The sequence below is a fragment of the Saccharibacillus endophyticus genome, assembly GCF_013185185.1.
In the GTDB taxonomy this organism is placed as follows: Bacteria; Bacillota; Bacilli; order Paenibacillales; family Paenibacillaceae; genus Saccharibacillus; species Saccharibacillus endophyticus.
The window spans coordinates 317,667-342,145 of sequence record NZ_JAAZWE010000002.1; the positions used below are offsets into that span (position 1 = coordinate 317,667).

A 24,479-nucleotide genomic window follows, 5' to 3' on the forward strand; every position below is an offset into this window, starting at 1 on the left:
TCAGGAAAACGTAATCCTTTGATTAAGAGTTGACAAAGTACTAGATAACCGGGTACGAATAAATCGGAGCAATTTTTCTTTTTCAGGTTCCGGAATCGGCTCAATCAGACGAATGGCCGCTACCGGGAGCATCCAACGTTTGACGTCCGACTCTTCGAAACCCGTAAGCTCGATATAGGTTTGCAGGTATGCCTCTCGGAACACTTCGGCGGCTTCTTCCATGCTTCCTCTGGGGCCGCCTGCTTCCGTACCGAAGCCGAGCAGCAGCAAAGTGCGCGCGACATCGTATAGGGGATGGCCGCAATTCGCGTCGATCCAGTCAATGACCTGCCAGCCCTGTTCATTTTCCATAATGTTGCCGGGATGAAAATCGCCGTGGCATAATCGTTCGTCGTCGGGCAATTGCTCCAGCTCCGCGCGAACAGCGGCGCGTTCCGCCTCATTCAACTGTTCGACGCGCGACAAGCGCTGCACCAGACGCTCCCGTTGGGAGTCGCCGAGCGTCGCGGCTTCGAGGCTGTTCAACCGCGCCTGATAAGCGGCAAACGTCTTCGCCGCTTCGGCTGCTGTTTGCGGCTCGCGCTGCAAACGCTGAAGCAGCGATTCTCCCTCGATCTTTTTCAACAAAATGGCTTCGCGACCGTCGTATCGCGTTCTGCCTAACGGCTCTGCCGTCGGCAAGCCTTGCTCATAAGCCCATAGGCTTTTACGGTATTCATGGTCTGCGCTTTCTTTACCGAACCATTCCCGAAACAGCTTTACGACCCGGCCATGCTCGGCCGCAAAAATCTCGGCCGTTCCTCCGTCGCCGATCTTGCTCCAATTCTGTTCTGTCATGCTACACCGCTTTCCGCCAAGGCTGGTTATCTTCGATTAATCGGACGCTCCAGTGCATACAATTCCTCTTCGATCTGACTTAACTTCTCGTTCACGGCCGCTTTCGCGTCGCGTACAGCCTGATTGTATATGTATGGGGCGAACTGGTGCATCATATGATCGAGCAATCGCTCTGCCGCAATCGTGCCAATCTCTTCGCCGCGTTCATCGTAAAAAAAGTTTTGCAGCTCTTCGATCATTTCATCCTTTTGTTCCTTGGGCAACTTGATCGGAATCATGAGGTCCCTCCTTTTAAGATTTATTTCGATGCATTACGGTCTGCTTCGTCTCTTGGAAACCACTGCCGTGATAATAATCAGCCAGTTTCGCCGAACAAAACAAGCTGACCGCTTCAATGCCGCTTAGTTCCTTCATCATCTTGTCCATCATATGCCGACCGATCCCCTGACCCCGATGCGTACGGAGTACGACGACGTCCTCCACATAAGCCCGATAAACGCCATCGGACACCGCCCGGCAGAAGCCCACCAATTGCTTCTCCTCCCAGGCGCCCAAAACGACGCCATGTGCCAGCAGCTTGCGAATTCCGTCTTTCGTTCGCGTCGGCCACCAATCCACATCCTGATAAAGCCGCATTAATTGAAGCGGGGGAATCGGTTTTTCCGTATGCAGTTTGATGACCACCATGTGTCCGAAGCCTCCTTGTTGTCGGTCGCAATCGTAATATGCAAAAAGCCCGGACGCCGCTACTGCGCGCCGGGCAGATAGCCATGGAGTAGAGGGTTAGGGCTCGATCGGCTTGACCATGCTCGGATCAAGGATGAGCGACAACGCGCTTTCTTCGAGACAACCGTACCAAACATCCGAATAATAATCCATAATCAATAAATTATCGCCGCACAGATAGAAGGAATGCGACGGCTCCTTGAATACGTAATACCCATCCAACCAAAGCGGATGCAGTTTGGCCCGAAACACATCCGGATCGAGAGCCCCTTCCAGCTTCCCGAAATAACGACTGCCGAAGACCAGCTCTTGCAAACAAAATGTCGTCAAAAAGTGGGTCAGCGACGGGCAAACGACTTCGCTTTCTTCCAATCGCTCATCCCATAGACGGGCAGCATCGCTGTATACAGGCGAGTCATCCTGATTGGCATTGACCTCACAGCTCCAACTGCCCTGATTCTCCAACAGAAACGAAATCCGACCGCTTTCGCGTTTCAATTTTTCCGGTTCCAGCCAAATATCCTGGGCTTCAAACAGCTTGGGACGAAATCCAGCCGAATAAGCTGATGCCTCATAAGAAGGATTCGGCCAGTTTCCTGCAAATGTATAAAAGTCTCTCAAAGCAGCAGGCAGATCCGTCGGCACGCTTTCCCGACGGATTCCGTACTCCGGCTTTGCCGGTCCTGCCCATTTGCAAATAAACGCTTTCAGCCGTTCCATAGTTTGTTCATTGTCCGGAATCAGCATAAGAATTCCCCTTTTTATGTAAAGTTAACAAAGAGTATGCGGTAGCCCTTTCATGATGTTCATTGCCGTTTGCGGCCATTTGGTACATTTACCCTTATGTTTCCTTATTTTATCGGTACTGTGCACGGCTGAGAACCCCGCTCTTTCCTATTTCCGCAAGAAAGCTTGCAATAGGGCATGCGAAGTTAGTCCCATTTGGAGGAAATAAGCAAGTCGACCTTTTCAAAATACAGCGGAAAAAGGACGTGCACCAGCACGCCCTCAGGCTGTCGAGAAAGTCACTCTGACGCAGCAAGCGAGAAGACTCTGCTTACGCTTGCCAGTTCGCGTCGATAAACTCGTCGCGGCCGGATTGTTGGCGGTCTTCTTTGTAATGCTTCGGATTTTTTTTGTGGTAATCCTGATGGTAGTCTTCGGCTTCATAGAAAGTTTGTGCAGGCAGAACTTCCGTTACGATCGGCTTATCGAAACGACCGCTGTCGGCCAGCTCTTGGCGGGTTGCCAATGCCGCTTCTTGTTGCGCTTCGTTGTGGAAAAAAATTGCCGGCTTGTACTGCGTGCCCCGATCCTGGAATTGGCCTTCGCCGTCTGTCGGATCGGTCTGAGGCCAATACAATTCCAGCAAACGCTCATAAGGGAATACATCCGGTTCGAATGTGATTTGCACCACTTCGTAATGGCCTGTCGTGCCTGTCTTTACTTGCTCGTATGTCGGATTATCCACGGTTCCGCCCATATAGCCCGATACGATTCCATGAATACCCGGCATTTCTTCGAATGGCGTGACCATGCACCAGAAGCAACCTCCGGCAAAGGTCGCCCGTTGAATATTTTTTTTCTCAGTCATGAATCTTCGACTCCCTTATCTCTTCCATATTTCGCAGCACGAAGTTCGGCTTAATCTCGCCGATGCGTTCCCGGCGGGCATTCAGCACGGGCGCATGCACATAATCCGCAAGCTCCGCGAACTGCTGATCCGTCCCGATCCCCAATTGCTTCAGCACTTCCATGGCCGCCACGAAAGTCGCGCGTTCGCTGCCGTCTTCGACCTTGACCGCGATTCCGATCCCTCGATCGGCCACGCCGATGCACTGAACGCCTTCCGCGCCGACTTTTGCCACAAGGTTGCCTTGGAAGACGCGCATCAGATCCGTATCGAAGCGATTTTTGCCTGCTACCATTTCCGGCCGACGGGTCATCCCGCGGCGAACGCGGTTCAGCGCATCCGCACGCGTTTCGGACACTGTGCCTTCCGGCTTCGCCAGACGCGCAAAACCGAGGGCGGCATGACGAAGCGGCAAACGGTGCACGGGCACGCCGCAGCCGTCTACGCCGATGCCGATCTCTTCGGCGGGATAATCGCAGACGTCAGCAATAACAGATAAGATGCGCTGCTGATGCGGATGCTCGATCTCCCGATACGTCAGCGTATCTTCGTTCAGATGAACCGCCGTCAGCAGCATCCCCGAATGTTTGCCGGAACAGTTGCTGAACACAGGCGTCAGTTCCCGGCCCTCGCGAATCAATTCCCGATAGCTTTCGCCGTCCCGCGGGATATGCGTTCCGCACTGAAGATCCTCCTCCGACAAATGCGCGCGGGACAATACGTCCAGCACCGCATGACGGTGAATCGGCTCGCCGCTATGCGACGCGCAGCTTAGCGAAATTTCCGCATCGCCGTATCCGAAAGCATCGGCAGCACCCGATTCGATCAGCGGTACCGCCTGAAACGGCTTCATGGACGAACGCGGAAAAGTCAGACGATCCGGATCGCCCGCCGCATATAATAAACGGCCTTCGTTGTCGACGACGGCTGCGTGAATTTCATGGTTGCTTTCTACATATCGGCCTCGGGTAACTTGTACATCCTGCGACATCGGTTAATCTCTTCTTTCTGTGTGTAATGTTAATTTATTTGGCCAACTCGTAAATCGCTCGCGCATAGATCGCGGTCGCTTTGAGCAGATCGTCGACCTCGATATATTCGTCGGCTTGGTGAGCCGTCATTTCTTTGCCCGGGAAGCAGGCTCCGAAGGCGACGCCTTTTTCCATGAAGCGGGCATATGTCGCTCCGCCCGTCGATAGCAGCGTCGGTTCATCGCCCGTCAGTTCCGCATAAGCGGTTTGCAGCGAGCGGATAACCGCTTCGTCTTTGCCGACATGGTGGGAGCCTTTTTGTTGAACGTCGGAGACGCGGAAATCGAATCTGTCCAGCGTCGCTTCCAGCTGCGTGCGAATCCGATCGTGGTCCGATTGCACCGGACAACGGGCCGTCAATTGAATTTGCGTGCCTTCTTCCGTACCGAAGCGGATGACGCCGGGATTAACGGTCAAAGGACCGGTCATCTCATCGCGGAACGCAATGCCCAGCTTCTCTCCATGGAAGTCCTCATGCATCGTGTTTAACAACCCGATAAAGCGGTTGGCTTCCGTCTGAAGAGCCGCATCCCGCAAAAACAAAGCCAATACTGTGCCGGCATTGACGCCTTTTTCCGGTTCCGAACCATGCGCGGATACGCCGGCTACCGTAAACATGGCTTGTCCCGCATTGATCTCGGCTTCGCCTTTCACGCGATGCTTGCGGCAGAAGTCCTCGAAAGATTCCACCAACGGTCGAATGTCGCCGCTAAGTACGGCATGCGCACGCTCAGGCACCATATTGATGCGAACGCCCGACTCGAACGATTCCAAAGTGATCAACGATCGGGAATCTTCCAATCCGTTTTTGGGTACGAGCGTCGGGTTAAACTGTCCTTTTTCCGCATAGATCATCGGGAATTCGGCATCCGGGGCAAAACCGACGGTCGGCATTTGCTCGCGCTCCGCGTAATGACGCATGCAGCTCATGCCGCTTTCCTCGTCGGTTCCGAAGATCAGGCGTACGTTTTTGGTTAACGGCAAACCTAGCTCCTTGACGATTTTCAGTCCGTACAGCGCCGCGATCGTAGGGCCTTTATCATCGATGGCTCCGCGCGCATAAAGCTTCCCGCCGCGGATCGTCGGTTCAAAAGGCGGGCTTGTCCATGCGCCGGTCGCAGGCACGACGTCCACATGACCCAAGATGCCGATTGTCGTATCCGGGTCAAAACTGCCGTATTGCGCATGTCCCGCGTAGCCGTCTACATTTTTCGTGTCCAAGCCGAGTTTTTCCGTCAGTTGCAGCATATAGTCCAGCGCTTCGCCGATTGCCTGTCCCATCGGACGCTCCGTCGAAGCCGCAGCCGCGTCTTTGACACTCTCAATTCGAAGCAGGCCGTCCAGATCGCGCAGCAGGTCCTCGCGCCGCGATTCTGCTTCCTTTTGCCAATCGATCATCCATCTGCCTCCTCATTAGTCGTGTTCCTCTGTCGTTCGTTTCGATTCGCTTATTATCTTACCACTATTTTTACCCGAATGCCGAATCTGCGCCTCTGCCTCCGACAGCAGTTCAGCCAAACGCTTGGAATCGACCGGTTTGTTCATATATTCGTCCATCCCTGCGTCCAGGCAGCGTTCCCGATCTCCGCGCATCGCATTCGCGGTAACCGCAATAATATAAGGTTTGCCGTAACGCCCGGGCGCTTTTCGAATCCGGCGCGTAGCCTCGAACCCGTCCATCCTCGGCATTCTGACGTCCATCAAAATCACTTCGTAACGCGAACGTTCCGCCAGCGTCAGCGCTTCGACTCCGTCTTCGGCGATATCGGACTCGCAGCCCAGCCGATCGAGCAATCGTTCCATGACGAGTTGATTGATTTTGTTGTCTTCGGCCACCAGAATCCGCAGCGGAGCAGAAACGTCAACCGGCGCTTCCGCAACTTCAACCGGCTCTTCAGGCATCGCGTCAAAGTCGGGCAGCTGCATATCGATCGAAAACCTGAACACCGTGCCCTCTCCAAGCTTCGAACGGACGCCGATCGTCCCATGCATAAGTTCGATCAGCTTTTTGGTAATCGCAAGCCCCAGCCCCGACCCTTCGGATTTGCGCGTCATGAAGTTGTCCAGCTGATAAAAGGGATCGAACAAATGCTCCGTATGAGACTCAGGAATGCCCATGCCCGTATCGCGAATGCGAAAATGCAGACGAGCCCAGCCTTCCGGCGCTCCCTCTTCCAGATCTACCGAAACGAACACGCCGCCCTCTTCCGTGTATTTGATCGCGTTGCCGACCAGATTGACGAGAATCTGGCGCAGCTTATTCGGATCGCCTACCACGATCTCCGGCACATGCGGGGCGATGGACAAGCCGAGTTCCAGCTTTTTGGCCCTGGAGTCGGCCAATAGGATATCGAACGAACGCGCCACGTCTTCACGCAAATTCATCGGTTCAAGCTGAAGCCCCGTCTTGCCGGCTTCAATCTTGGAAAAGTCGAGAATGTCATTGATGATACCCAGCAGCGAATCGCCGCTTCGACGAATCACTTCCACGTACTCGCGCTGCTCGGCAGTAAGTCCTTCCGTTTCCAGCAATAACTGCGTTAAGGTAATGACCCCGTTCATGGGCGTACGAATTTCATGGCTCATCACGGCAAGAAAGTCGCTTTTGGCCCGGTTCATCTCTTCCGCTGCCTGTTTTTCGATAAGCAGACGCTTGTGTTCCGTAATATCCTTGGCCAAAACGTAACAACCCACATTGCGCCCGCCCACAATGATCGGCGCCGTAGAGGTCAATACTTCAAACTCGTTTCCGTCAACATTCCGGATTCGAACGGTCGGACGCAAAGATTCGTCTCCCGCCACGTTGTTGCGCAAAATATCGTCCATCGTTCCTTCCGCCAGCCATTCGGAGAAAAGTCGGCCGATCATCTCTTCCGTAGCCAATCCGATCAATGTCTGTGCCGCGGGATTGGTGTTCATCACGCGTCCTTCGCCGTCGATCGAGAAGACCGCATCATGGTTATGCCGTTTAAGGGACGTATAGCGTTCCACGGACTCTTGCAGTTTGCGTTCCGAATCACGGAAGTCCGTGATATCGCGATAAATTACCGCATAACCGGCCGGATTCTCCTCGTCTCCCAGTGCGAATTCTGTCACCAATACGTTCAGAATCTCGCCGTTTCTTGAAAGGGCAATCGCTTCCGCACGTACGGCGTCCTCGGCCTGAATAGCCGGATCGGGCAGCGAATTTGCTTTCGACAAAGGAGCCAGTTCCCCTTCGGACACGTTCTGCAACCCGATTTTCTCCCGGACGCCTGTTTCGCTCATGCCTGCAAATTCTTGGGTATCCCAGCCGAATACGCGCTCGAAGGCCGCGTTCAAACTGACAAGCGCGCCTTTTTCGTCGAACAAGGCTACCGGGTCCAGATTGTTTGCCGTGATCCTTTCCAACTGCCGGGCCGCCGCTTCCAAGCGCAGCCGTTCAACGTTGTCCCGCCGGTCTTTCTCGCGCTGCGCGGACAAAGACGGAAAAAGAGCGCCGCCGCTTTTTCCGGTAAGATCCGTACTGCTGAATTCGTCGTCGGTCATCACGTAATCGTGCGTTCTCAACATTTTCACTTGCAGGGAAGCGCTGATCGAACCTGCCTGATAAGCGCATACCGATACCATGCGCATTCCCTGCACCGTCCGGTCGGCGAAAGCCTCGAATACGCTCAACTCATGCTCGATGAACGGTTCGCTTTTCCAAGCGACATGCGCCCAAGTGCGAATCTCCGACGCTTGGCCGATATAAGGGTTCAACGATTCGCCGAAATGCCCGATTACTTTTTTATAATGAAAACTTTGCGTTGTATCGTAAAATCGATCCGCGTCCACATAAACGACGCGTTTATTCTCTTCCGCGCTTAATGCCGGCGAAACAAGACTGCGAATTCGGCCGATCCGTTCTGCGGAATCGATCAAAATCGCCAAGCCGCCGTCCTGAACGCCCGAAATCAAATAAGCGGACGCATTGTCCGCATAGGCGTCGACGTCGTCATAGAGGTATAGGATATGGCCGCCCGTCGATACGCTGACCAGCCGATTCAATTCCATTATGCGCTCGCTCATTATGCACCCCGCGACTTTGCTTGAATTTTAACTTTCTACCTATTATACGACAAATGAGCGAAGGGAAGATGACGAAATTTGACTATAATCGACTTGGACGGCTTCCCGAGCCAATAAAAGATTTGCCGAGGTACTGAAACATACAAAAAAGGTTCCCATTCTGCCCGAAGCAAAATGGAAACCTTGTTTTTAATAAAAGATGCGGTCGAGAGGACTCGAACCTCCACGGGGGTAAGCCCACACGGACCTGAACCGTGCGCGTCTGCCAATTCCGCCACGACCGCATATCATGATCGCTATTATAGCGACAAGACAGATCATAACACAAAGCAAAAGTTTCAGTCAACAACTTTCAAAAAAAGTAAGGATATGCTTGCATGCGAACACCTATTCGGTTATACTGAAAACAGAACACAAGTTCCTACAAGGTGGTGAAGAGCATGACCGCTGTACAGACGACCCGAGACGAACTGTCTTTAATCAAAAGTTACCTGTTATTGACGCATATTTTGAAAACATTCGAGAACGACGCCAAAAAGCTGGAGTCCGATGCACCGATGCAGACCTCTACTTTATATACAGAAATGATTCGCAACGCTTCCCGGTGCGCGGCTGTGCTGCTGTCGGGCATTCGCCGCGAATTCAAAAAACGAAGCATCCGCATATGCGAAGTCAAGCACTCGGAGAAGGGCGTAGATGCCGATTATATCTGCCGCGGACTTCATGGCACCATGCATATTGATCATGCCTCTTTCCATCATGAAGCGGATTTGCGTATGCGTGCTTATCTGGGAATTTCGACTACGGAGAACCGCTCGGCAGAACCGATCGTGACCGACTCCGGCCGTCAATCTGCCGTGCCTGTTCGCAGTTACAGTCATCGCGCATCGATCCCGGGAGCCTCAGCCAAAAAGAAGACGCCGCGTCCTTATTCGGCTGGAGCATACGCCTGAACATCGCCCCCCTCTCCCTTATGTCGATCCGACCGCCATCCCCCGGCGATCGGCCGATATGGGGGGATATTAAATAAATAAAGCTATGCCCCCGCAACAATAAAGCCCGGTTGCACTGAATTTTCAGTGCAACCGGGCTTTATTATGCTCATGTCCTACTTTCCTCACAAGCTTGTTGATCCAGAAGAATCAAACTCTGAGACGCTGATCAAAAAATCAGTTTAAAGTGTCGAGAAAGCCTAACGTAACTGGAAACGAGAAGACGGAGAGAAAAATTCAGTGAAAGACGCCTTTGAACTCGGAAAATTCCTTATTCAAATTCAATCCATTTTCCGAGTGAGACAGCGTCTTGAACGAATTTTTCTCGCAGTCTTCTCGCTTCCCCGCCGAAGTAACTTTATCGACAGCTTAAAATAATCAGTTCTCGGATTTAAGCTCGTCCAAGCTCGCCAACGGATCAATCCGTTCTTCTTTGGATGGCTGAATGATATAATTGCGATCCAACTTGACTACGTTGCGATTAGGACGACGAATCAGGACATGCGTATCGTCCCACGCCACCACGATGCCTCTGATATCATTCTCCTTCAACCCGTCGCGAACGACCCGAACCTTTTCCCCGGATATTCGGTAGGCATTGAGCTGCTCGTCATCGATCATTGCGGACTCCCTCCATTCTGTTTATCGTTTACCTTTTAACGAAAAAAGCCCGCACGCGCGTCGCGCGGGCGGACCGGTCTAAAAAGCGATGCTGGAATCTGTATTGCGGAAGAAAAAGCTTATTGTTGAGCCGTTTCTTTCGAATCCGCATTTTCGAACCAGAAGTCGAGAACTTTCGCCGACATCACACGCTGTTCAACGTATTCAATCTGCTGAGGCGTGAACTCTTCTCTCCACGGGAAAGACAATTCTTCGCACAAATCGGCGAGCGTCAGAAGTTCGGACCAGGCGACATAGCGCTTATACCAAAAGAATTGAGGATGTTCAATCATATAGGGATAAAGGTCATCAAACTCCGTGTGCTTGCAGTCGAGGGCACGTTCGAAATGTACCTTGGCATCGTTGACTTTTTTAATGAAAAATTCAGCATTTACTGTTGGATCACTCATATTAGTCTTCCTCCTCTCCCTACTTAAAAGGTATTATACGTAACATTATCGGAGGGGTAAAGTGGGAAATGAAGCTTTTGGCTCAAATTCTCTCAGTCCGCAAAAACGACCCCTTCTTCGCCCAGCGACTGGATACGAACCAGCGATTCCAGACGGATTCCCTGATCCCGCAGGCTTTGCGCGCCGGATTGGAAACATTTCTCCACTACGATGCCCACGCCTACGAGCGTAGCTTCCGCCGAGTGAATGATTTTGACAAGACCCCGAGCGGCATCGCCGTTGGCGATGATATCGTCGATCAGCAAAACCCTGTCTTCTTTTTTAATAAACCGTTTGGGAAGCATTAAATCGGTTACGATTCCTTTTGTAAAAGAAGGCACGCGTTCCACATACGAATCCGGATCGGCCAGCAGCGTCTTCTTGCGACGGGCGAAGATCATCGGAACACCCAGCTCAAGCGCAACGGCAAAGGCTACCGGGATACCTGAAGACTCGACGGTCACAACTTTGGTCACGCCTTCCGCAGCGAAACGGGAAGCGAATGCGCGCCCCATCTCCATGGTCAGCGCCGGGTCAACCTGATGATTCAGGATTGCGTCCAGCTTCAATACCTGCTGCGACGCAACGACCCCTTCTAGCTTGATCCGTTCTTTTAACTCTTCCATAGGCTCTCCTCCAGATACCTTTTCGGCGCGCGCGCCAGGTACGTTTTCGTAAAAAATAGCATTTTGTTTGATTTTTTTCAAGATGACACGGCATGTGCGGAATTTCAGGCTCAAACCGTTTGCCGGCCGCGTCCCTCGTAACTGAGGTATAATCGCTTCAGTTCGATCGCGACCCGGTTAAGCGAATAGTTCGACTTTGCTTTTTCGCACGCGGTACGAGCCAATTCATATCGGTAAGACGGATCGACGATGACTTGCTCCAAGGCGTTGGCCAGCGCTTCGGCATCGTCGGGCGGCACAAGCAGTCCGTTCACGCCGTGTTCGATCTGTTCCGGCACGCCGCCTACGCTCGTGCCCACAAGCGCCAGACAACAGAGCGCCGCTTCGGCAAATACCGATCCGAACGCTTCTGCTCGCGAAGGCAGAACGAAGATATCGAAGAACGGCATGAATTCCTCGGGATGCAGCGTATACCCGTAAAAGATCGTATCGTCGTATACGCCGAGATCCTGCGCCATCTGTTCCAGTTCTTCGCGCGAAGGGCCGTCACCGATCAGATGCAGCACATACGGGACATTTCGCTCTTTCAGACGTGCGCAAGCCTGCAGCAGAATATCCAATCCTTTTGCAGGCACAAGGCGACAAACGGCCATCAACTGCGGAACCTCATTCTCGTGCGGCACCGGCTTGAAGCGGCGTTCGTCGTAACCGTTCGGCATGATCTTAACCTTTTCCGGATGCCGGATATGCGGAGCCATGTAACGTCGGAACGCATCGGATACGGTGATCAACTGATCCGTCTTGGCTTCCAGTTCTCCATACATGGCTAAAAGAAAACGATGTTCGGGTCCGCCTTCTTCAATCTTTCCGTTCAGCACCAACTCCCGTTCATAACTGGAGTGCGTCGTTTGCAGCACGGGCGTCTCCGGAAATACCGTCTTCATCGCCAGCGCGGCTATCGGATGATGGGCATGGATCAGATCATACGGTTTTTGCAAACGCAGACGCGTCCACCATAGGTAATCGCGATAGGTCTGCATGTATTTTTGCACGATCGGACTGTCTCCGTACTCCGTCCAATCAAAAGTCTCGAACACGACTTCCTCGCGTCCTTTGCCCCGAATCCGCTTGGGCAGCGAAAAAATTTCCATCTCCCAACGGGCCGAAGAAAACTTCTCTTGCAGATACGGGATCATCGATGATACGCCCCCCGGCTGTTCGGGCGGAAAAAATAAAGCTTGCAGCAATCTCACAGCCAGTCTCCCCTTCCGCTTCGCACGCTCTTTCTATATGATGATAGCCCACAAGACCGCTCAAGGTAAAGGGCAAGCGGGCTCTTTTTCCGATCGGTTGCGGTATGGAATACTTGCCGGATTGCCCGGGCAAAAGTTACCGATTGCGCAGCGCGTCCAATTCTTCGGAAGTCAGTTCGCGATATTCGCCGAGCGACAACGCAGGATCCAGCTGCAAAGGCCCCATCGAGATTCGTTTCAGGAACACGACCTTTTTGCCCACGGCTTCGAACATGCGCTTCACCTGGTGGAATTTGCCCTCCATGATCGTCAACCGAATATCGGTATGCGCTTCGCCTTCTTCTTCGAAATGCCGCACGATTTCAAGTTCTGCCGGCATCGTCTCGTATCCGTCGTCCAACGTAACGCCGGCTTTAAACGCTTCGCCGTCCGTCTCGTCCACGGCGCCGAGCACTTTGGCTTCGTACGTCTTCGGAACATGCTTGCGCGGCGACAGCAGCTCGTGCGCGAGCTGTCCGTCGTTAGTCAGCAGCAGCAGTCCTTCCGTATCCTTGTCCAGACGTCCGACCGGGAACGGTTCGAATGCCACATATTCGGCATCCAGCAGATCGACTACCGTGCGATCCCATTTATCTTCCGTAGCGGAAACCACGCCCTGCGGCTTGTTGAGCAGCAGATAGACGAATTCCCGGTAACGCACGGATTGTCCGTCGACCTCGATCGTCGAAGCTTCAGGATCAACCTGAAGGCCGCTGTCCTTGATCGGATTACCGTCCACGATAACGCGGCCCTGCTTGACCAGCTTTTTGCTTTCGCTGCGCGTGGCAATGCCGAGATGCGACAGTATTTTATCCACGCGCAATTTTTTTGCGCTTTTATTGCCTGATTGGTTGCTCATCCGTTCCATCTCCATCCTGCCGGGTATTCGTTTTTGAGTACGCCTGCGGCCCATTTGCCCCAGCCTGCCGAGTATCCGTCGATCGATACCAGCACATAGCCTTTGGCATCTGTGCCTTCGCCGCGTTCGATGCGTTCCTCGCCGAACGTCAACGTCTCGCCTTTGAGGTAGGACACGGCCTCCGGCAGCGAGGAGCTGAGATTCAGCGACCGCGCCGATTCGCGCGGCGATAAAGCCGCCGCCAACGCGTTGGACGGCACGAAGCGGCCTCCGGCTTTGACCATGCCGAGCTGGAAGCCCGAGCGGCGGACCTTGAGCCCGCGCAGCCGCTCCGGTTCGACCGGGCAGGCGTACGCATAGTCGCCGGAGATCAGCAGCGTGCCGAAGATCGGCACCGTGACCTGCTCGGACAGGAACTGAAGACACGCGCGGCGCACGTCGTCTTCGGACGCCTCCTCGCGGATATAGGCGTCCTGGCGGCGTCCGCGGGCTTGGCGCGCGGACTTGTCTTCGCGGCGCGGCGCAGCCGCAAAGCGGCTTTCCTGGCGGCCCTTGCCTTTAGGGCCGCCGCTTTTGCGCCCGCCCTCGGAAGGGGCGGGCAGTATTTCCCCGGCCCCGATGATCGGGCCGGAAGCCGTTCCCGCGGCGCCTTCAGCTCGCGCCGCCTTCTCCCCCGTGTGCTCCAGCACGCACACGAAATGCCCCTCGCCTTCGGCGAGATGCGGCCATATCCGCGCCGCTCGCGCCGTTTGCGCGAGCGCTTCGGGCCGCGTAAAGCCCGGCTCGCTTTGCCGAGCCTCCTGCTCAAGCAGCGGCGACAGCCAGCCGCCGCTTTCCGCCAGGCCGGCCACCCATTCCGGCCGCCCCGGAGAAAGCAGCGGCGAATGCTTCAATTCGCCTACGACGAATTCCGGATGGCGCGCCAAGAACAGCGCGATCATGGCCTCGTTCTCTTCCGGCGAGAACGTGCAGGTCGAATAAACGATTCGCCCGCCCGGAGCGAGCATCGAAGCGACCGTATCGAGAATATCCCGCTGCATTACGGTACAGACGTCCACCGAATGCTTTTCCCATTGCCGGACGGCATCGGGATCTTTGCGGAACATGCCTTCGCCGGAGCAAGGAGCGTCGATCAGAATCTTATCGAAATACGCCGGGAACTTCTCGGCGATCCGATCCGGCGTCTCGTTCAGCACAATCGCGTTGCGAACGCCGCTCATCTCGATATTTTTCGCCAATGCCTTCGTACGCTCGGTGCTGATATCGTTCGTTACAAGCACGCCTTGACCGCGCATCTTCGCCGCGATCTGCGTGGATTTGCCTCCGGGTGCGGCGCACAAATCCAGAACGCGATCGCCCGGCTCGGGATTCAGCGCTTCGGCCGGCTCCATGGCGCTGGGTTCCTGAATATAATAAAGGCCGGTATGGTAAAACGGATGTTTACCGGGCCGTTCATTCTCGTCCACGTAAAATCCGGTCTCGCACCATGGAATCGGCTTCAACTCGAACGGACTTGCGGCTTTGAAGTCTTCAAGTCCGATCTTGAGCATGTTCACGCGAATCCCCGCATGACGAGGCCGTTCATAGCTGGCAATAAAATCTTCGTATTCGTCTCCGAGCCAACGCTGCATGCGCGACTCGAACAACTTCGGAAGTTGGATGCTCATTAAGCATTCCTCCTGTTTCTATTACTCTGTACCCGGTGGTTCGAATGATTCTCATCATTTAGGCGCAAAACGGCCCGCCCCGCCGCGCGGCTGCTTGCCGCGGCCCGGCGGAGCGGGCCTGACTGATACGTTCAAGAGTTTGGTTTGGCCTTCGGCCCGCGTGCGTATCCCGTACGTTGCGGCACATTCGGCCGAATCTCTTCCGCCGCGAGTTCGACCCGGGCGATAAGTTCCGGATCGAACATCTCGATTTCAAACGGATAGAAATCAAACGGCTCCTGATCGTAGCGCTCCAATTGCTTTAAATACTCCTGTGCCTGCAACACAAGCTTATCCAATCGAATGCCCAGCGCATCATCCGGGTAATTCGACAACTTGCTTACCGCACTGCGCATCATCTTCCTGGCGCCTTCAATCTTGTTGTAAGCGGGCGTGATTCCGCCGTTGCGAAAATGATACAACGCTACGGCGATCTGAAGCAGCCCCGAATATAAAGGGTCGCGACCGCGTTCCAGCCACAATTCTTCGAGCACTTCATGACACTCGAAGTAGTCGCGATCCCGATTGAAGTACACCAGGAACGCGGCAAACTTCGGTTCAACCTTCATATTCTTCCGGGTCTTCCTCATGCTTGGAGGCGATGATCGCTTTGATCTCGGCCATCATTTGTTTCATGCCTTCGAAATCGCGTGCCTGGAACAACTCGCCGAACTTGGCCTGATAAGCCACGGCTTCGGCAACCAGATGATACGCATACAAGCGATGAATGGTCTTCAGCAACGTGGAGACGATGTTTGCATCATCCTCGAACAGCTTCTGCGCATCAAGAATTTCTTCGCGAATGCTGGACATTTCGCTATCGAGTACCGATGCGGCTTGCGCCGACTTTTGCAGGCGAAGGCGCATATCCCCCGGCAACCCGCCGCGATATTTATAGTTCAGGGAGTGCTCGATGGTCGCCCAGAAGTTCATGGCGAGCGTGCGAATCTGAATTTCGGCCAGCACGATCTTTTGCTCGAGCGCAGTCTGCACGGGATAACGAATAATCATATGGAAACTGCGGTAGCCGCTCTCTTTGTAATTCGTGATGTAATCCTTCTCGTACAAGACCGTCAAGTCTTTCCGAGCTCGGATGTATTCGGCCACGCGGCGGATATCTTCGACGAACTGGCACATGATGCGAATCCCGGCGATGTCTTCTATTCCTTCTTCGAGATTATCCAACGGAACGTCCAATCGTTCGGCCTTTTCCAAAATACTGGTAATCCGTTTGACTCGCCCGGTGACAAACTCGATCGGCGCGTATTCTTCACGCTTTTTCAATTCGGATCGCATCGTTTTGAACTTGACTTTCAATTCTTCGACTGTCTGTTCATAGGGAAGCAAAAAGGTTTCCCAGTTTCTACCGTCCATACCCATGCTATGTGCCTCCTCGTCTTCCTTCACCCTTTCAGCGGTGGTCAGCGCCGACCGCTTGGGAAATGCGGGTGAACCCGTCTGTTTGCAGCAGCCTTTTGAGTCCGGTATGCAATTGGCGGTTAATCTCCGGTCCCTTATAGATCATGGCCGTATAAATCTCGATCAGGCTTGCGCCTGCGCGAATTTTGGCATAAGCATCTTCGGGCGTAAAGATTCCGCCGCTGCCCACGATCGGCAGGCGTCCTTGCGTCTGGGCGTAAGCCCGACGCACGATCTCGGTCGAACGGCCGGTTAACGGTCGTCCGCTGAGTCCGCCCGCCTCCGCTCGGTTGACATGCGTCAAACCTTCGCGCGACAAGGTCGTGTTGGTCGCGATAAGACCGGATACGCCGCTCGAAGCAATAGCATCCACCGTCTCTTCCAACTCTTCGTCACCCAAATCCGGCGCGATCTTGACAAATACAGGTTTGGGCGAAGCCTCTCCTGCCTGGCTTGCCAGTTCGCTCGTCACCGCGGTCAACAGCTTGCGCAATTCATCGCCGTGCTGCAAACGACGTAAATCCGGCGTATTCGGAGAGCTGATATTGACGATAAAGAAATCCGCGTAGGGGTACAGTACCCGAATGCAGCGCTCGTAGTCGAGATAGGCTTCCTCGTTGGGGGTCGCCTTGTTTTTGCCGATATTGACGCCGACCGGCACGGGACGATCCTTCAACGCAGCCAAACGAGCCGCCATTGCTTCCGCGCCTTCATTATTGAAGCCCATGCGATTGATCAGAGCTTCATCCGACGGAAGACGGAACAATCTCGGCTGTTCGTTGCCGGGTTGACTCAGCGGGGTCACGGTGCCGACTTCCATAAAGCCAAAGCCGACCGACGAAAATCCGGGAACCGCCTCGGCGTTTTTATCCAGTCCCGCAGCCAAGCCGATCGGAGACGGAAACGACAGTCCCGCCACTTCGGAAGCCAGCGCTTCGTCATGCTCCGTACCGTACATTTTGCGCAGCAGAGTCAGTCCTCCAGGCGTGCTTGAAGCTCCACGCATGCCGTCAATGACGAGGTGATGGGCTTTTTCAGGGTCCATCCGGAAAAACAGCGGTTTGGCTAGGCGTTCATACAGCAAGCGGTTCACTCCCATTCTTCTCTTCTGACTCTTTAATTTTACTCGGAACCGCGTTAAAAGGAAAGCATTCCAGTCGCTTGTTTTCATGAAATAGCAGGCTCCGTTCCCTCTTACAATTCCGCGAAAAGAGACTTACAATAAAGGTATACGATATCCGAAGGAGACGATGACAATGGCCGTTAAACGCAAACCACCCGCCCTCCAACAAAAAAAGGAAGAAGTCAACCGCAAAGCCGCCCTCTGGATCGGCGCTAGTCTTGCTTTGATCATTTTAGTCGTAAGCGCCTTAATTGTTTGGGCTCAACTCTGAGTCTGTTCGTCTCGGATTCGATTCCCGGCACTTAGCCCGGTCTCCGGTTTTTATGCCGTAGCCGGGCTTTTCGTCTGTTGGAATCCGGTTCGTCCACGTCTTAATTCAGCCAGTGATAGATCTTCCGATCGTTCGTCTGGTCCTGACGGTCTTCCGTCTGGAAGCGCTGCTTCGGAATCGCGATTTCCTCGGGCAGCACATCGTCCGTCAACGTAACCTTCGTTCCGGCAGGGACCATGTCAAACAACTCCTCGACATCATCCTTGTTCATGCGCACGCAGCCGTGCGACTCGTCGCCGCCGATGCTGCTGGGCACATTCGTGCCGTGAATCGCATAGTCGGTATCCGACAATTGCATCCCGCGGCTGCCGAATTCTCCGTTCGGCTTCCCGTTCGGATTGACCACTTTGTCGCTGACCGCGAACGTTCCCGTCGGCGTCTTGCTGCCGCCGAGTCCCACTTCGTAATTGCGAAGCAGCACATTTCCGCTCACAACCGCAAGACGATGTCGGCTTCGGTCCACGATAATCTCAAGCGGCTGGTCCAGATAAGGGGTACCGCCAAGCGTCCCGGCCGAGACGGGACGCGCACCTTCTTCGGACAAAGGCGGCATTTCCTGACCGTAAGCCTGCCTTTTTAGCATCGTGGCAAAGGGATCGAAGGATCGACTCATGATCGGCGTCGAACCCGACATGACGTTATCGGGAAACGGCCGGTTCAATTCTTTCAAATCCTCCGGTATGCCGCCGCCCCCTTCGCGGTAAACGGCAACGGCCGAAGCGAGGGTGGCCAAGCTCTCTTGTTCGCTAACCCAAGCTTGAGCGGCTCGACGTTCTCCCCTTGAGACGTCGGCTTCGCAATCGCAGGTGGTCGGATCGTAACTTCGAATCAGGCTTTCCGCCGATCCTTCGCCCGGCTCAAGCTCCGCGATCACCGGCATATTCTTGTTCCAGAGCAGCCACTTTCCGTTTCGCTCCATGCCAAGCACGGAGGCCGGAACGGATCGTCCATCCTCCATATAAGCAGCAGCCGCGATGCCGATAGCTCTAGGTACGCCGATCTCGGCCGCCGTGAAGACCGTTGACGGCATACCCGGATCTTCATCCATTCCCGCCGTAAACCTCGGCGCGCTCATCCCCGGCGCTTCGGCATAACGGAAGCCGGCAAGCAATAGCAGCACGGCAGCCAGCAGCCAAGCTCGGCGCTTGGCGATCGCCTTTTTCCGCTTTTGAGCCGCTTCCCGCAATTTTTCCTCATACTCGGCCAAAATATCTTCCGGCACATGCACGTGTTCATAAGCCTCGTAGACTTCCTGAGCCTGATTGAAACAGTAGTTGGCCTTGCCTTCTTGACCGTCGGCCGCATATTCCTTGCCTAACAAGTACCAGGCCATTTTGTTATCGGGATGTTCGCGCACATACTGCTTCAAATCGCGAAAACGGGTCATGGCCCTTCGCTCCTTTGCCGGAAAAGTACGCATTATCATTCAGCGGATTCCGTAAAAAAGCGCCTCCCGCCTGTACTTCAGGAGAGAGACGCTTTATCTCGGATCTGCCCTGTATTCGGCGCTTTCGAGTCGAATCAGCCTTCTTTGTTGAACGGTTCGTCCGCAATGATGATCGAATCGGTCGGGCAACCGTCGCATGCGTCGAGCATATCCTCGTGCATATCTTCCGGAATTGCCTTAATGCCGTGGTTACCGTCGCCGTCGAAAATCACTTCAGCCAGTCCTTCGTCATCGTAATCGTAGATATCCGGAGCAGTCGCGCCGCATGCGCCGCACGCGATGCAAGTGTCCTTGTCGACCCACGTAAATTTAGCCATATATGTTCCCTCCTGTATACTCTATATCGGCAATACTGATTCTCTTGTCAAGAAGCCATTCCCGTAAGAGCCTTCATCCCTCTAACTATAATATAAACTTTTTTTGATTTCAATCATTCTTACGCTTCATTTTCATCGGTTTTCCTGATCCTTGCTGCGCTCGCCGTGAAAAGAAATCCCCGGCGAACGTCCCGCTTTCAATCGTTTGGTCCCGTCTTCTTCCAACATCCCGGCGACCATCAAGGCATCCTCCCCGAACTTATCGCGCAGCTTGTCCATAATCTCGGTCAGCTTTTCCTTTTTCGGCTGCTGCTCGTAATCGAACAGGTCAAGCTGGATGGCCGCCGTGCTTTTGTCCGATAAATTCTGCGCGGCTACGCCAAGCAATCGAACCGGTTTGCCGTCGCCCCAGTGACGCAGATACAAGGCTTTGGCTTCCCTATAAATATCATCGGCGGCTTCGGTCGGAATATCCAGCGTTCTCGAGCGCGTGATCGTTTTCATTTCCGGCGTGCGAATCGTGATCTGCACCGATCCCGCCAGCAAATGCTGCTTGCGCATACGCCTGGCTACCTGATCGCTCAAATTCAATATTACTCGAAGCGCTTCGGCGGATTCGGCCACGTCGTAAGGAAGCGTGGTTGTATGCCCTACGGATTTGCTAGGTTCGGGAACCGACTGTACCTCCGAATGATCTTTTCCGTTCGCGGCACGCTTCATCCAGACTCCGAATACGCCGAACGAAACTTGAAGGCGCTTTTCGTCTGTTCGTGCCAGCTCCCCGATCGTTCGAATTCCCATGCGGTTTAGCTTTTCGGCCGTTTTGGCTCCTATGCCGAATAGTTCCCCGCACGGCTTGCTCCACAGCGTTTGCGGCAAATCGCGAATCCGAAGCACGGAGATGCCGCTGGGCTTTTTCATATCCGAAGCCATCTTCGCCAGCAGCTTATTCGGCGCTACGCCGATCGAGCAAGGCAGCGACAGCTCGTTTTGGATACGCCGCTGAATCTCTTCTGCAATTTCGAGCGGCGTGCCGAACTGCCTGGAACCGGTGATGTCCATATAACATTCATCAATGGAGGTTGCTTCGATCAGAGGCGTATAGTTATAGAGAATCTCGCGAAAAGCTCTCGAGTATGCCCGATACAACCGAAAATCCGGCTTAATGAGGATCAACGACGGACAGAGCCGCTGCGCCTGATTCACGGTCATGCCGGTGCGCACGCCTTTCCGCCTCGCCGGGTAGGAGCTGGTGACGACAATGCCGCGCCGCTTCTCGCTATCCCCGGCAACAGCCGTCATTTTACCGCGATACAGCTCCGGCTGCTCCGCTTCATGCACCGAACAGTAAAAGGCATTCATATCGACATGCAAAATAACCCGCCCTTTTGACGGATAATACCGCTCGACGTTCTCCATTCCTACCCACCTCCTTTTTGTCGGGTTCGTTGATTTCCATTTTTCTATTTTACAACATCGGAAGCCGTACCGGCCGTTTTCCGACTATAAATTTCCGACATTATTCCGGTTTCTCTTCTGCATGCCGCGTCCTTGAATCTTTCAATCGATCCCCATGCGCCTCGCCCCAATTTTTCATGAACAAAATCATGGGCGCCAACGTCTCTCCGAACTCCGTCAACGAATATTCGACTCGCGGCGGTACTTCAGGATACACCTCGCGATGCACGATCCCGTCCCGCTCCAACTCCCTTAATTGCAAGGTCAGCATGAACGGCGTGATCTCCGGATATAGTTTGCGAAATTCGCCGAATCGCCTTGGACTCTCCAGCAGATGATACAGCAGAATCCCTTTCCATTTCCCGCCGATTACAGTAAGCGTCGTGCCCACGGGACAGCCTTCGAGTGTCGGTACAAGCTTCGATCCGCGCATCTTCTCCACCCTTTGCATAGTACGTTTTTTAGTAGTGAGTTTGAAAATTCTGCGTACTTTTCAATCCTGCTTACCTCTTTCTATACTAGCAGCATGCCCCAATTAAATCTAAGGTTATGGAAAGGATGATATGGCCATGAAAGCAATCACGCATGAAGGATCGGGCGGCCACGAACGGCTGAAATTCACCGATGCGGCAGACAGACGTCCAGGCTCGAATGAAATCAAGGTTCGCCTAAAAAGCGCCGGGCTCAATCACAGGGATTTATTTGTTATGCAGGATCGCCCGCAGCCGGACTTGTCCTGGATTCCGGGTTCGGACGGTGCAGGAACGATTGAAGAAATCGGCCCGGAGGTTGAAGGGTTTTCGGTTGGAAAAGAAGTCGTGATTCACCCTACGTTGGGTTGGAAGCGCTCAGCCGATCTCCCTAAAGTTCCTGAAATTTTAGGCGGACCTACAGACGGAACCTTTGCCGAATTTGTGACGATCCCGGCGGAAAACGTTTTTCCCAAACCGACCTTTCTAAGTTGGGCAGAAGCGGGTGTTCTTCCGTTATCCGCGCTCACTGCCTATCGGGCGCTGTTCAGCCAAGGAAAACTTCAAGCGGGAGAACATCTGCTCATTCCCGGCATCGGCGGAGGCGTGGCGAGTTATGCGCTGATGATGGCAAAAGCGATAAGGGCATCGGTGACCGTCACTTCAAGAAGCAAAGAAAAACTGCGCAAAGCGATAGAACTGGAAGCAGATTATGGAATGGACAGCGGAGCGGATTGGGCTGCCGACCCGAATATGCATAAGGTAGATCTGATTCTCGACAGCATCGGCGGAGCCGTCTTCCCCCGCTTTTTCCCTTTATTGAATCCAGGCGGACGAATCGTCAGTCTCGGAGCCGGCACGGAAGCGCAAATCGAGTTGTCGTTACGCGAATTATTCTTTTCCCAGTTTAGTCTGATCGGAACTTCGATGGGCAGCCGGGAAGAATTTATCGAAATGCTTCATTTTATCGAGACCCATCGTATTCGCCCTGTCGTGGACTCCGTATACCCGCTCTCCGATACAGCCAAAGCCTTCGACAGGCTGACTTCCGGCGAGCAATTCGGTAACGTTTCCATTTCAATCGCACGATAGTTGAGCAAGGCTTCGTCCGCCTTGTGCGGACAGTCTTTTCGGGCTTCCTTTTCTTCCGTAAAATTTGTTAACCCGAGTACTATACCGGTTTAAAGCGTTCATGCTATAATCGACAATTAATACGGACGGAAGGGAGCAGTTCCATGACGCGTTCCATCACCATTTTCGATACGACACTCAGGGACGGCACACAGGGCGAAGGCATCAGCCTGTCTGCCGATGACAAGTTAAAGATCGCCGTCAAGCTCGACGAACTCGGCGTGCATTATATCGAAGGAGGCAACCCCGGCAGCAACGGCAAGGACGTGGAGTTCTTCCGTCGAGTCAAAGAGCTGAATCTCCGGGCGAAGATCGTCGCTTTCGGCAGCACGCGCCGCAAAGGCGCCTCGGTCGAAGACGATGAAAATTTGCGACTGATCGCCGAATCGGGCGTGCAGGCTGCCTCACTGGTCGGAAAAGCTTGGGATTTCCATGTCCATACGGCGCTTCAGACGACGCCGGAAGAAAATTTGGCCATGATCGGCGATTCGATTGCTTATCTGAAACATCGGGGACTGGAAGTCTTGTTCGACGCCGAGCACTTTTTCGACGGATACAAAAATAACCGAGACTATGCAAAAACCGTGCTGCGAACGGCTTCCGAAGCAGGAGCGGATTGGCTGGTGCTGTGCGACACCAACGGGGGAACGATGCCGCACGAGATCCGCGAGATCGTAACGGCTCTTGCGGCCGAGATGCCGGATGCACGCTTGGGCATTCATACGCATAACGATTGCGAGCTGGCCGTCGCCAATGCACTCAGTGCGATATCTGCCGGAGCGTTACAGGTTCAGGGTACGATTAACGGTTACGGAGAACGCTGCGGCAACGCCAATCTGTGTTCGGTCATCCCGAATCTTCAGCTCAAACTCAACTTGCCCTGTTTGCCTGAAGAAAAGCTCGCGCAGCTCGTTCCGGTTGCCCGTTATGTCAGCGAGATTGCCAACGTACACATGCCGACCGGTCAGCCTTATGTAGGGAGTTCAGCATTTGCGCACAAAGGCGGCATTCACGTCTCCGCCATCCTGCGCGACTCCCGTACCTATGAGCATATTGCTCCGGAGCTTGTCGGCAATAAGCAGCGGGTGCTCGTTTCCGAACTTGCCGGTCAAAGCAACCTAATCTCCAAAGCAAAAGAACTGGGGATTGAACTTGATCCGAAAAGCCCGCAAGCCGCCGAAACAATCGGACGAATCAAGGAGCTTGAGCATCGCGGTTACCAATTCGAAGGCGCCGACGCTTCGCTTGAGCTGCTGCTTCGCGAAGCCGGCGGCGAAGTACGGGAATTATTCGTTTTCGAGTCATTCAAAATGCTTGTGGAAAAGTCGGCGGGAAAACCGGTCGTATCGGAAGCCTTCGTTAAACTTCGTATCGGCGGAGAAAGCTTGTATACCGCCGGAGAAGGCAATGGTCCGGTCAATGCGCTCGACAATGCGCTGCGCAAGGCGCTGCTTCAGTACTATCCGCAGCTCACCGATATGCACTTGAGCGATTATAAGGTTCGGGTGCTCGATGACAAGGAAGCGACAGCTTCCAAAGTTCGCGTATTGATCGAGTCCAGAGATGCCGAAGACGTATGGAGCACCGTCGGGGTATCAGGCAATGTCATCGAAGCCAGTTGGGAAGCCCTCGTCGACAGTATGCGTTACGCGCTCCTCGGTCAAGAACCTGCTGCATCCGTAGCAGCCGCGGAGCCGCGCCCCGGTCTGCTCAACCATTAACCCGCAAACAAAAAAGCGGCTTTCCGCCGTAGCGGAAAGCCCAGTATGAGAGGGGTAAACATGGGTGGCAAGCTTCGAGGGAACAACGCTTGGATTGATCGTCAGTACCGGTACCCGGTCAGGAATCCGGTCTTACAATCCATACTCGCTCCGTTCAAGGCTTGCGGGTCAAACATTGGGTGTTCAAAACCCGCTTCGAAA

General features: G+C 54.0%; 25 protein-coding genes and 1 tRNA gene. 4 read left to right on the forward strand and 22 right to left on the reverse strand.

The window, feature by feature from the left end:
• From HRQ63_RS07345 to HRQ63_RS07385, 9 genes are all read right to left on the reverse strand, one after another.
• Nucleotides 1–837 carry a phosphotransferase family protein gene (locus HRQ63_RS07345; RefSeq protein ID WP_172241370.1) on the reverse strand — a complete coding sequence of 279 codons (837 nt, stop codon included), beginning with the start codon at nt 835–837 and terminating at the stop codon, nt 1–3.
• Between the two features lie 26 nt (nt 838–863).
• On the reverse strand, nt 864–1,115 hold the full coding sequence (locus HRQ63_RS07350; RefSeq protein WP_172241373.1) for a DUF2164 domain-containing protein: 252 nt from the start codon (nt 1,113–1,115) through the stop codon (nt 864–866).
• A 13-nt stretch (nt 1,116–1,128) separates the two neighbouring features.
• Nucleotides 1,129–1,524: a GNAT family N-acetyltransferase gene (locus HRQ63_RS07355; RefSeq protein WP_172241376.1), complete on the reverse strand. Its 396-nt coding sequence runs from the start codon at nt 1,522–1,524 to the stop codon at nt 1,129–1,131.
• Between the two features lie 96 nt (nt 1,525–1,620).
• Nucleotides 1,621–2,310 (reverse strand): hypothetical protein, encoded by a 690-nt coding sequence (locus tag HRQ63_RS07360; protein WP_172241379.1) that lies wholly within the window; start codon nt 2,308–2,310, stop codon nt 1,621–1,623.
• Nucleotides 2,311–2,620: 310 nt separating this feature from the next.
• On the reverse strand, nt 2,621–3,139 hold the full coding sequence (msrA, locus tag HRQ63_RS07365; protein ID WP_172243346.1) for a peptide-methionine (S)-S-oxide reductase MsrA: 519 nt from the start codon (nt 3,137–3,139) through the stop codon (nt 2,621–2,623).
• Nucleotides 3,140–3,149: 10 nt separating this feature from the next.
• Nucleotides 3,150–4,187, reverse strand: coding sequence for an asparaginase (locus tag HRQ63_RS07370; protein WP_172241382.1), 1,038 nt, complete (start codon nt 4,185–4,187; stop codon nt 3,150–3,152).
• 34 nt (nt 4,188–4,221) lie between these two features.
• Entirely contained in the window at nt 4,222–5,625 is a 1,404-nt protein-coding gene (gene pepV / locus HRQ63_RS07375; RefSeq protein WP_172241384.1) for a dipeptidase PepV, read from the reverse strand.
• Between the two features lie 15 nt (nt 5,626–5,640).
• On the reverse strand, nt 5,641–8,277 hold the full coding sequence (locus tag HRQ63_RS07380; protein WP_172241387.1) for an ATP-binding protein: 2,637 nt from the start codon (nt 8,275–8,277) through the stop codon (nt 5,641–5,643).
• Nucleotides 8,278–8,477: 200 nt separating this feature from the next.
• Nucleotides 8,478–8,561: transfer RNA gene (locus HRQ63_RS07385), tRNA-Leu, on the reverse strand.
• 156 nt (nt 8,562–8,717) lie between these two features.
• On the opposite strand from HRQ63_RS07385, the gene HRQ63_RS07390 reads away from it, so the two are divergent.
• On the forward strand, nt 8,718–9,230 hold the full coding sequence (locus tag HRQ63_RS07390; protein WP_172241390.1) for a YhjD family protein: 513 nt from the start codon (nt 8,718–8,720) through the stop codon (nt 9,228–9,230).
• Nucleotides 9,231–9,647: 417 nt separating this feature from the next.
• On the opposite strand, the gene HRQ63_RS07395 is transcribed toward HRQ63_RS07390, so the two are convergent.
• From HRQ63_RS07395 to HRQ63_RS07435, 9 genes are all read right to left on the reverse strand, one after another.
• Nucleotides 9,648–9,890 carry a hypothetical protein gene (locus HRQ63_RS07395; protein WP_172241393.1) on the reverse strand — a complete coding sequence of 81 codons (243 nt, stop codon included), beginning with the start codon at nt 9,888–9,890 and terminating at the stop codon, nt 9,648–9,650.
• 119 nt (nt 9,891–10,009) lie between these two features.
• A complete protein-coding gene (locus HRQ63_RS07400; RefSeq protein WP_037282740.1) occupies nt 10,010–10,339 on the reverse strand; it encodes a hypothetical protein in 330 nt (109 codons plus the stop codon).
• A gap of 92 nt (nt 10,340–10,431) precedes the next feature.
• Complete coding sequence (locus HRQ63_RS07405) at nt 10,432–11,004, reverse strand: xanthine phosphoribosyltransferase (protein WP_172241396.1); 573 nt, start codon at nt 11,002–11,004, stop codon at nt 10,432–10,434.
• 110 nt (nt 11,005–11,114) lie between these two features.
• Nucleotides 11,115–12,257: a glycosyltransferase family 4 protein gene (locus HRQ63_RS07410; RefSeq protein ID WP_172241399.1), complete on the reverse strand. Its 1,143-nt coding sequence runs from the start codon at nt 12,255–12,257 to the stop codon at nt 11,115–11,117.
• Between the two features lie 136 nt (nt 12,258–12,393).
• On the reverse strand, nt 12,394–13,155 hold the full coding sequence (locus HRQ63_RS07415; RefSeq protein WP_172241402.1) for a pseudouridine synthase: 762 nt from the start codon (nt 13,153–13,155) through the stop codon (nt 12,394–12,396).
• Entirely contained in the window at nt 13,152–14,822 is a 1,671-nt protein-coding gene (locus tag HRQ63_RS07420) for an RsmB/NOP family class I SAM-dependent RNA methyltransferase (protein WP_172241405.1), read from the reverse strand. Before HRQ63_RS07420 ends, HRQ63_RS07415 begins: the two co-directional genes overlap by 4 nt.
• 131 nt (nt 14,823–14,953) lie before the next feature.
• A complete protein-coding gene (locus tag HRQ63_RS07425) occupies nt 14,954–15,430 on the reverse strand; it encodes a DUF309 domain-containing protein (protein WP_172241408.1) in 477 nt (158 codons plus the stop codon).
• A complete protein-coding gene (gene yjbM / locus HRQ63_RS07430) occupies nt 15,420–16,235 on the reverse strand; it encodes a GTP diphosphokinase (RefSeq protein WP_172243348.1) in 816 nt (271 codons plus the stop codon). The genes HRQ63_RS07425 and yjbM overlap by 11 nt, the downstream gene beginning before the upstream one ends.
• 37 nt (nt 16,236–16,272) lie before the next feature.
• Entirely contained in the window at nt 16,273–17,364 is a 1,092-nt protein-coding gene (locus HRQ63_RS07435; RefSeq protein WP_172243350.1) for a quinone-dependent dihydroorotate dehydrogenase, read from the reverse strand.
• A gap of 172 nt (nt 17,365–17,536) precedes the next feature.
• Here HRQ63_RS07435 and HRQ63_RS07440 point away from each other — a divergent pair, with 172 nt between their 5' ends.
• Nucleotides 17,537–17,674 (forward strand): hypothetical protein, encoded by a 138-nt coding sequence (locus HRQ63_RS07440; RefSeq protein WP_172241411.1) that lies wholly within the window; start codon nt 17,537–17,539, stop codon nt 17,672–17,674.
• 100 nt (nt 17,675–17,774) lie between these two features.
• On the opposite strand, the gene HRQ63_RS07445 is transcribed toward HRQ63_RS07440, so the two are convergent.
• From HRQ63_RS07445 to HRQ63_RS07460, 4 genes are all read right to left on the reverse strand, one after another.
• On the reverse strand, nt 17,775–19,121 hold the full coding sequence (locus HRQ63_RS07445; RefSeq protein ID WP_172241414.1) for a L,D-transpeptidase: 1,347 nt from the start codon (nt 19,119–19,121) through the stop codon (nt 17,775–17,777).
• A 134-nt stretch (nt 19,122–19,255) separates the two neighbouring features.
• On the reverse strand, nt 19,256–19,498 hold the full coding sequence (locus tag HRQ63_RS07450) for a ferredoxin (RefSeq protein WP_172241417.1): 243 nt from the start codon (nt 19,496–19,498) through the stop codon (nt 19,256–19,258).
• A gap of 132 nt (nt 19,499–19,630) precedes the next feature.
• Nucleotides 19,631–20,917: a DNA polymerase IV gene (locus HRQ63_RS07455; protein ID WP_172241420.1), complete on the reverse strand. Its 1,287-nt coding sequence runs from the start codon at nt 20,915–20,917 to the stop codon at nt 19,631–19,633.
• Between the two features lie 100 nt (nt 20,918–21,017).
• Nucleotides 21,018–21,389 carry a winged helix-turn-helix transcriptional regulator gene (locus HRQ63_RS07460; protein ID WP_172241423.1) on the reverse strand — a complete coding sequence of 124 codons (372 nt, stop codon included), beginning with the start codon at nt 21,387–21,389 and terminating at the stop codon, nt 21,018–21,020.
• A 136-nt stretch (nt 21,390–21,525) separates the two neighbouring features.
• Between HRQ63_RS07460 and HRQ63_RS07465 the strand changes: the two genes are divergently transcribed.
• A complete protein-coding gene (locus HRQ63_RS07465; protein WP_172241426.1) occupies nt 21,526–22,518 on the forward strand; it encodes a zinc-binding dehydrogenase in 993 nt (330 codons plus the stop codon).
• A gap of 143 nt (nt 22,519–22,661) precedes the next feature.
• Entirely contained in the window at nt 22,662–24,278 is a 1,617-nt protein-coding gene (gene cimA, locus HRQ63_RS07470) for a citramalate synthase (protein WP_172241429.1), read from the forward strand.
• The last annotated feature ends 201 nt before the right edge of the window (nt 24,279–24,479 follow it).

Excerpts from the sequence above, each read along its gene's own strand:
- HRQ63_RS07345 (WP_172241370.1), bottom strand. The coding sequence starts at position 837 with ATGACAGAACAGAATTGGAGCAAGATCGGCGACGGAGGAACGGCCGAG.
- HRQ63_RS07350 (WP_172241373.1), bottom strand. The coding sequence starts at position 1,115 with ATGATTCCGATCAAGTTGCCCAAGGAACAAAAGGATGAAATGATCGAA.
- HRQ63_RS07355 (WP_172241376.1), bottom strand. The coding sequence starts at position 1,524 with ATGGTGGTCATCAAACTGCATACGGAAAAACCGATTCCCCCGCTTCAA.
- HRQ63_RS07360 (WP_172241379.1), bottom strand. The coding sequence starts at position 2,310 with ATGCTGATTCCGGACAATGAACAAACTATGGAACGGCTGAAAGCGTTT.
- HRQ63_RS07370 (WP_172241382.1), bottom strand. The coding sequence starts at position 4,187 with ATGTCGCAGGATGTACAAGTTACCCGAGGCCGATATGTAGAAAGCAAC.
- pepV (WP_172241384.1), bottom strand. The coding sequence starts at position 5,625 with ATGATCGATTGGCAAAAGGAAGCAGAATCGCGGCGCGAGGACCTGCTG.
- HRQ63_RS07380 (WP_172241387.1), bottom strand. The coding sequence starts at position 8,277 with ATGAGCGAGCGCATAATGGAATTGAATCGGCTGGTCAGCGTATCGACG.
- HRQ63_RS07390 (WP_172241390.1), top strand. The coding sequence starts at position 8,718 with ATGACCGCTGTACAGACGACCCGAGACGAACTGTCTTTAATCAAAAGT.
- HRQ63_RS07395 (WP_172241393.1), bottom strand. The coding sequence starts at position 9,890 with ATGATCGATGACGAGCAGCTCAATGCCTACCGAATATCCGGGGAAAAG.
- HRQ63_RS07400 (WP_037282740.1), bottom strand. The coding sequence starts at position 10,339 with ATGAGTGATCCAACAGTAAATGCTGAATTTTTCATTAAAAAAGTCAAC.
- HRQ63_RS07405 (WP_172241396.1), bottom strand. The coding sequence starts at position 11,004 with ATGGAAGAGTTAAAAGAACGGATCAAGCTAGAAGGGGTCGTTGCGTCG.
- HRQ63_RS07415 (WP_172241402.1), bottom strand. The coding sequence starts at position 13,155 with ATGAGCAACCAATCAGGCAATAAAAGCGCAAAAAAATTGCGCGTGGAT.
- HRQ63_RS07420 (WP_172241405.1), bottom strand. The coding sequence starts at position 14,822 with ATGAGCATCCAACTTCCGAAGTTGTTCGAGTCGCGCATGCAGCGTTGG.
- HRQ63_RS07425 (WP_172241408.1), bottom strand. The coding sequence starts at position 15,430 with ATGAAGGTTGAACCGAAGTTTGCCGCGTTCCTGGTGTACTTCAATCGG.
- yjbM (WP_172243348.1), bottom strand. The coding sequence starts at position 16,235 with ATGGACGGTAGAAACTGGGAAACCTTTTTGCTTCCCTATGAACAGACA.
- HRQ63_RS07440 (WP_172241411.1), top strand. The coding sequence starts at position 17,537 with ATGGCCGTTAAACGCAAACCACCCGCCCTCCAACAAAAAAAGGAAGAA.
- HRQ63_RS07445 (WP_172241414.1), bottom strand. The coding sequence starts at position 19,121 with ATGACCCGTTTTCGCGATTTGAAGCAGTATGTGCGCGAACATCCCGAT.
- HRQ63_RS07450 (WP_172241417.1), bottom strand. The coding sequence starts at position 19,498 with ATGGCTAAATTTACGTGGGTCGACAAGGACACTTGCATCGCGTGCGGC.
- HRQ63_RS07455 (WP_172241420.1), bottom strand. The coding sequence starts at position 20,917 with ATGGAGAACGTCGAGCGGTATTATCCGTCAAAAGGGCGGGTTATTTTG.
- HRQ63_RS07460 (WP_172241423.1), bottom strand. The coding sequence starts at position 21,389 with ATGCGCGGATCGAAGCTTGTACCGACACTCGAAGGCTGTCCCGTGGGC.
- HRQ63_RS07465 (WP_172241426.1), top strand. The coding sequence starts at position 21,526 with ATGAAAGCAATCACGCATGAAGGATCGGGCGGCCACGAACGGCTGAAA.
- cimA (WP_172241429.1), top strand. The coding sequence starts at position 22,662 with ATGACGCGTTCCATCACCATTTTCGATACGACACTCAGGGACGGCACA.